Annotated in this window: 7 protein-coding genes and 1 riboswitch; of the genes, 1 reads left to right on the top strand and 6 read right to left on the bottom strand. The window is 73.6% G+C overall.

Translation table 11 applies throughout. The annotated features are described in order from the left end of the window. The 6 genes from C1I99_RS27800 to C1I99_RS27775 form a co-directional block, all read right to left on the bottom strand. On the bottom strand, nucleotides 1-1041 hold a 1041-nt coding region (locus C1I99_RS27800), incomplete at its 3' end, for an acyl-CoA dehydrogenase family protein (RefSeq protein ID WP_199562413.1). A 119-nt stretch (nucleotides 1042-1160) separates the two neighbouring features. After that, nucleotides 1161-1664 carry a DUF6328 family protein gene (locus C1I99_RS27795; protein ID WP_111137171.1) on the bottom strand — a complete coding sequence of 168 codons (504 nt, stop codon included), beginning with the start codon at nucleotides 1662-1664 and terminating at the stop codon, nucleotides 1161-1163. An 88-nt stretch (nucleotides 1665-1752) separates the two neighbouring features. Further along, nucleotides 1753-2502: a sugar isomerase domain-containing protein gene (locus C1I99_RS27790; RefSeq protein ID WP_111137170.1), complete on the bottom strand. Its 750-nt coding sequence runs from the start codon at nucleotides 2500-2502 to the stop codon at nucleotides 1753-1755. An 86-nt stretch (nucleotides 2503-2588) separates the two neighbouring features. Beyond that, nucleotides 2589-3419, bottom strand: a complete 831-nt coding sequence (locus tag C1I99_RS27785) for an alpha/beta fold hydrolase (RefSeq protein WP_111137169.1) — start codon at nucleotides 3417-3419, stop codon at nucleotides 2589-2591. Nucleotides 3420-3449: 30 nt separating this feature from the next. Next, nucleotides 3450-4241: a TIGR03943 family putative permease subunit gene (locus tag C1I99_RS27780; RefSeq protein ID WP_111137168.1), complete on the bottom strand. Its 792-nt coding sequence runs from the start codon at nucleotides 4239-4241 to the stop codon at nucleotides 3450-3452. Then, a complete protein-coding gene (locus tag C1I99_RS27775; RefSeq protein ID WP_111137167.1) occupies nucleotides 4238-5377 on the bottom strand; it encodes a permease in 1140 nt (379 codons plus the stop codon). Before C1I99_RS27775 ends, C1I99_RS27780 begins: the two co-directional genes overlap by 4 nt. 131 nt (nucleotides 5378-5508) lie before the next feature. Continuing rightward, nucleotides 5509-5613, top strand: a riboswitch (TPP riboswitch). 71 nt (nucleotides 5614-5684) lie between these two features. Between C1I99_RS27775 and C1I99_RS27770 the strand changes: the two genes are divergently transcribed. Further along, on the top strand, nucleotides 5685-6275 hold the full coding sequence (locus tag C1I99_RS27770) for an ECF transporter S component (RefSeq protein WP_111137166.1): 591 nt from the start codon (nucleotides 5685-5687) through the stop codon (nucleotides 6273-6275). Nucleotides 6276-6416 lie beyond the last annotated feature (141 nt).

Genomic DNA, 6416 nt, shown 5'->3' with positions numbered 1-6416 from the left:
CCACTGCACCCGCTCGGCCGCCCACCCCCGGGCCACGTTCAACGCCCACTTTCCGGCGCCCACGCACATCGCCGGCAGCGACAGCCGGCCCGTGTTGAGGGTGGTCAACGCGATCTTCAGCCCCGCGCCCTCGCCGCCGATGACGTTCTCCTTCGGCACGAACACATCGTGGAACCGGGTGAGGCTGTTCTCCAGGCCGCGCAGGCCGACGAAGGCGTTGCGCCGCTCGACGGTGATGCCCTCGCTGTCGCCCTCGACCACGAAGGCGGTGATCCCGCCGCGCCGCCCCTCGACGGCCGGGACGCGGGCCATCACCACCAGCAGGGTGGCGACGGTGCCGTTGGTGGCCCAGAGCTTGACCCCGTTGAGCCGGTAGCCGGTGCCGTCCGGAGTGGGCTCGGCGGTGGTGGCCAGCCGGGCCGGGTCGGAGCCGACGTCCGGCTCGGTGAGCAGGAACGCGGAGACCTCACCGGCGGCGAGCCGGGGCAGGAAGCGCTGCTTCTGCTCGGCGGTGCCGAACATCTTCAGCGGCTGTGGCACGCCGATGGACTGGTGCGCGGAGAGCAGCGCGCCGATCGCCGGGCTCACCGAGCCGGCCAGCATCAGCGCCCGGCAGTAGTGCAGGTTGCTCAGCCCGAGCCCGCCGTACGAGCGGTCGATCTTCATGCCGAACGCGCCGAGGCGGGCCAGCCCGTGGAACACGTCGTCGGGGATGGACGCGTCCCGCTCGATCGCCGCGCCGTCCACCTCGGAGGTGAGGTAGTCGCGGAACCGGCCGAGGAAATCATCGGCCCGCGCGACGTCGGCCGCGTCCGGGTGCGGCCAGGGGTTGATCAGGTCGAGCCGGAACCGGCCGAGGAACAACTCCTTGCCGAAACTGGGTCGGTCCCAGGCGGATTCCCGGGCGGCCTCGGCGACCTGGCGGGCCTCCTTCTCGGAGACCTGGCCGGCCTCCGTCGGCAGCGGGCCGGTCGTCCCGGGCGCGGTCCCTGCGGCGCCGGGCTCCTCCGGCGCGGGTCGGCTGTTCTGCGTCGTGGTCACGGCTGCCCCCTCGAACCTCGGTCCGGCTGCGTCAACGTGCTCGACACACGCAACGCTACCCCCGGGTGTTACCCAGGGGTAGCGTTGCGTAAAGATGGATTTCGGGCCTGGGACGCCGGTCAGTCGCCGGCCGGCGTGCGCGGGTCGTCGTCATCGTCGTCGATGTCGTCGTCACCCCAGTTACGCCGGACGAACGGCAGGACCGCCCAGAAGGTCAGGAACCAGACCCCTGTGGCCGCGCTGAGCCCGAAGGCGACCGGCCGGGACAACACGAAGTCGGTGACCAGCAACACCGCGCTGACCATCGAGACCAGCATGAAGCTGAGACCGATGCCGGCCATCCGGTGCGCGAAGCGGACCAGTTCCGGCTTGCGGCCCTGGCGGAACAGCGCCCGGTGGAACGCCACCGGGGAGATGATGGCGGCGGCAGCGGCGGCGGCGGCCAGCAGCGCGACGATGTAGACATCCTTCTGGAAGCCGGTGGTCTCGCTGAACGCGGCGCTGAACGGCAGGGTCAGCAGGAAGGCGAAGAGGATCTGCACGCCCGTCTGCGCGACGCGCAACTCCTGCAGCAGGTCGGCGAAGTTACGTTGCCAGCGCTGCCTCTCGGTCTCCTTCGACACGCGCTACCTCCGGTCAGACCGTACTGCCGGCGGGTGCACCCCGCCGGCAGTACCGCTGATGCCCCGCCGCGCGTGACGCGAAACCGGCTCAGGAGCCGCGCCGGATGCGGCCGGCGTACCGCGCCTCGAACGCCGCGTTGTGCTCGTCGCCGCCGGCGATGTTCGCCGACAGGTACACCGGGGGCCGCTGTCCCGCCGCGAGCAGCCGCGCCACCACCTCGACCGTGATCTGCTGGGCCAGCAGCGCGGCGGTGATGGACGAGACCGCGCCGACGGCGCCGCCGCCGGGCAGCGGCAGAGTCGCGTCGCCGTACGGGGCGCCGTTGTCGAGCACCACGTCGGCGAAGTCCGCGAGCTTGCGCCCGGACGGGTGCCGGGAGGTCATCTGCCCGGAGTGCTGCGCGGAGGTGATCGCCACCAGGCCGTGCCCCTTCTCCTTGACCAGGGACGCGAACTCCACCATCGCGCCGTTGACCCCGGAGTTGGAGGCGAGCACGAAGACGTCCCGCGGGCCGATCGGAGCCAGCTCGTAGAGGCGGTGCGCCACCGACGGGTCCCGCTCCAGCATCGGCCCCAGGACCTCCGCCGGCGCGCCGCCGACGAGCACCAGGTCCCGCAGGGCGATCCGGTTGGTCGGCACCAGGCCGCCGGCCCGACCGGCGATCTCCATCGCCAGCGCCTCGGAGTGCCCGGTGCCGAAGGCGTGCACCACCCCGTCCGCGCGCACCGCGTCGGCGATCAGGTCGGCCGCCCGCCCGACCGCCGTGCGCTGGCTCTCGGACACCCGCCGCATCGTCTCCGTCACCACCGCGAGGTAGTCCTCGGCGCTCACCGTCATGCTTCCTCCGTCCATGTCGTACCTTCCTCAGCCGCCGCCGGGGACCGGGCGCACCGGCCGGCGCCGCGCGACGGGGGATGGTGGGTTCAGGCCGGCCCGCGTACCCGGGCCAGGATCGCCTCGGCCAGCACGGCGGGCGCCCGGTCGGGGATCCAGTGACTCACCCCGGGCAGTTCGAGGAGGCGGTAGTCCCCGGTCACGTGGTCGGCGCAGGCGCGCGCGGCGGCCCGGCCGATCGCGGTGTCCCGGTCGCTCCAGACGAACGTGGTCGGCACCGGCACCGGCCCGGTGGCCGCCAGGTCCGCCCGGGACATCGCCCGGTACCAGTTCAACGCGGCGGTCAGCGCGCCGGGCTCACGCATCGGCTCCACGTACGCGGCCACCCTCGCGGCGCCGCCGACGCCGCCGAGCAACCGGCGCAGCCCGGTCGCGCCCAGTGCCAGCAGCGCCTTCTCCGCCCGGCCGGGCTGCCGGAACAGCACCATGTACGCCGAGCGCGCCATCTGCCGGGGGTCGGTGGCCAGCGCGTGCGCCATCGCGGCCGGGTGCGGCACGGAGACGGCGGTCAGCGTGCGGACCCGCCCCGGGTGGTGGGCCGCCAGGCTCCAGGCGACCACCGCGCCCCAGTCGTGCCCCACCACGTGCGCGGCCTCGACCCCCAGCGCGTCCAGTACGGCCCCGGCGTCGGCGACCAGCTCGGGCAACCGGTACGCGCCGACCGCCTCGGGGCGCGCGCCCGGTGAATAGCCCCGCTGGTCCGGCGCGTACGTACGCAGCCCGGCCGCGTGCAGGGCCGGGACCACGTCGTCCCACTCCCCGCCGTGCTGCGGGAACCCGTGCAGCAGGAGCACGGGCGGGCCGTCCTCCGGGCCGCCGGCACGGACGTCGAAGGTGAGCCCCCGGGCCTCGATCCGCATGATCGGCAGCCTACCCAGGGCGGGCGGGCGTCACTCGTACGGGCGTTTCGGGGCCGGCACCTGCCGCCAGGACTCCACGTCGAGGTGCGGGATCTCGGCGTCGTTGACCGGGTCCCGGGTGACCTGGTCGCTGTAGCGGCCGGTCACCTCGACCCAGGTGTCGTCGGCGAGGCCGGCCGGCGCGTTGCCGGTCAGGCCCAGCTTGACCGGCCGGCCGTCGGCGGCGCAGCAGGACAGCACCATGCGGGCGAGGATCGGCTGGCCGTCCGGGCCGGTGGTCATGAAGCCGGTGAGCCGCACCCGCCGGTCGCCGATCGACACGCCCTTGTCGAACAGCGCCCGGGACGCGTAGTCGAGGACGCTGACCTGCACCGGGTCGCCGTCGGGCAGCGGCGGGTAGTCGGACTGCCGCTGCTGGCTGGACAGCGCCGTGCCGGCCTGGCCGGCGGCGTACGAGCCCAGCGCCGGCGGGGCGACCAGCAGCAGGCCCAGCACCGGCAGGATCAGCAGCCAGCCGACCCGGGGCTCGTGGTGCCCGTGCCCGTGGTCGTGGTCGCCCTGGCCGGTGTGGCCGGCCTGCTCGGCACGGCCGTCCACGCCGGCACGGCCGTCCGCGCCGGCGGGGGCGGCTTCGGGCCGGCGGGCGGGGCGCAGTTCGTGCCAGAGGGTCATCACCGCGGCGGCGACCAGCAGCACCCCGGCGGCGATCAGGAAGGGCCGCAGCCCTTCCTTGACATAGTTCAGGTACAGATCGGTGAGGCTGGCCCGGATCACCGCGCCGCCGAGCAGCAGCAGCACGACCGCCTGCGCCTGCCGGTTCACGTCAGCACCGCCCCGGTGCCGACGGCGACCGCGACCGCCACCACGAAGGTGGCCGGGGCGAACCGCAGCGCGAACCGCCGGCCGAAGACGCCGGCCTGCATCGAGATCAGCTTGAGATCGACCATCGGCCCCACCACCAGAAAGACCAGCCTGGACGTAAGGGAGAACTGCGACAGGGAGGCCGCCACGAAGGCGTCCGCCTCAGAACAGATGGACAGCAGCACCGCGAGCACGGCCAGCGCCAGCACCGACAGGACCGGGTTGTCCGCGAGGGTCTGCAACCACCGCTCGGGCACCAGGACGTTGATGCTGGCGGCGGCCATCGCGCCGAGCACCAGGAAGCCGCCGGCGTGGATGACGTCGTGCCGGACCGCCGCCCAGAACGCCCGCCCGCGCGAGCTGCCGTCCAGCTCCGGGCGGCGCGGCAGGCGGATCCAGTCGGCCCGGCCGAGACGCAGCCAGAGCCAGCCCATCACCATCGCCACGAGCAGGCTCGCGACGCCCCGGCCGAGGACCATCTCGGGATTGTTCGGGAAGGCCACGGCGGTGGCGGTGAGCACGATCGGGTTGATCGCCGGGGCGGCGAGCAGGAAGGCCAGCGCGGCGGCCGGGGTGACGCCCCGCCGGATCAGCGACCCGGCGATCGGCACCGAGCCGCACTCGCAGCCGGGCAGCACGACACCGGCCGCGCTGGCCACCGGCACCGCGAGGCCGGGGTGCCGGGGCAGCGCCCGGGCCCAGAACGACCGGGGCACGAAGACCGCGATCACCGCCGACAGCAGCACCCCGAAGACCAGGAACGGCACCGCCTGCACCATCACCGAGACGAAGACGGTGGTCCAGGTCTGCAACCGGGGCTCGGCGAGCGCCCGGGCCATCGGCTCGCGAAAGACGATCAGCAGGACAAGCAGCGCCGCGAGCACTTCGACCGAGCCGATCCGCTCGCCCAGCCAGCGGCCCCGTCCCGCGCCGCCGTCCGGCGCCGGCCCGTCGCGGCGTACGTCCGGAGCGGCGGTGGCGACCGGCGCCGGCTCCTCCCGGCGTACGCCCGGAGCGGCGGTGGCGACCGGCCCGGCGGCCGGATCGACGGCCCCCGGGTCGGGACGGTCCGCAGCGGCCCGTTCTGGTGCGGTCACGGCCGTCCCCTCGGTCGTCGTCGCTGTGCGGCAGCTCACCCTAACCGGTCATACGCCGATCCGGCAGGTCTCCGTGGATCCCGGTCGTGTCCCGGTCCTGGCGCCGGTGCTAGCGTCGGCCGAGACAACTTCACATCCGACAGGGGAGCGCACAGCGCTGAGAGTGCGGGCACGCCCGCAGACCCTCGAACCTGATCTGGGTAATGCCAGCGCAGGGAGTTCGGTCGACCTCCAGCCGCGCCGCCGTCCGGCACACCGGGCGCGGCGTGCGTCTTCTCCTGGTTCGTGTTCAGGACTGGGAGCACACATGAAGCAATCCATGACCACCCGATGGCGCACGATCGACGTCGTCGTCGCCGCGGTGATCGCCGTCAGCTTCGGCGTCATCTTCTGGGCCTGGGGCCTGCTCTGGCGGGCGGTCGACCCGGCCTTCGCCTTCTTCCCGGCCGCTCAGGCCATCATGTACGGCGTCTGGCTGGTCCCCGCGGTGCTCGGTGGCCTGGTGATCCGCAAGCCCGGGGCGGCGCTGTTCTGCGAAGCGGTCGCCGCGACGATCTCCGCGTTGCTCGGCTCGGAGTGGGGCGGCATCACCATCGTCCAGGGCCTGATCCAGGGGCTCGGCGCGGAGCTGGCCTTCGCGGCCTTCCGGTACCGGTCGTTCCGGCTGCCGGCCGCGCTGCTCGCCGGCGCGCTGACCGGCCTCGGCGCGGCGCTGTTCGACTTCTTCGTCTGGAACGTCGAGTACGCGCTGACCAGCTACCGGATCCCGTACGCACTGCTCACGGTCGTCAGCGCCACGCTGATCGCCGGCGCCGGCGCCGGGTACCTCACCCGTGCCCTGGCGGGCACCGGCGTCCTCGATCGCTTCCCCGCCGGCCGGGAGCGCGCCGCCATCTGATCCACCGCCGTCGTTGATCATGAAGTTGCCGCCTTCCACGACGGCGTGTCGTGACAACAACTTCATGATCGACGGCGGTCGGGCGGCGCTGAGGTGGCGGGGAGGAGGGAGAGAGGCGCGGTGGGGTCGGTGATGCTGCGG

It is taken from the genome of Micromonospora deserti, assembly GCF_003236335.1.
GTDB classification, from domain to species: Bacteria; Actinomycetota; Actinomycetes; order Mycobacteriales; family Micromonosporaceae; genus Micromonospora; species Micromonospora deserti.
Note: the sequence above shows the minus strand (reverse complement) of the source record. Positions and strands in the feature narration are given on the sequence as shown.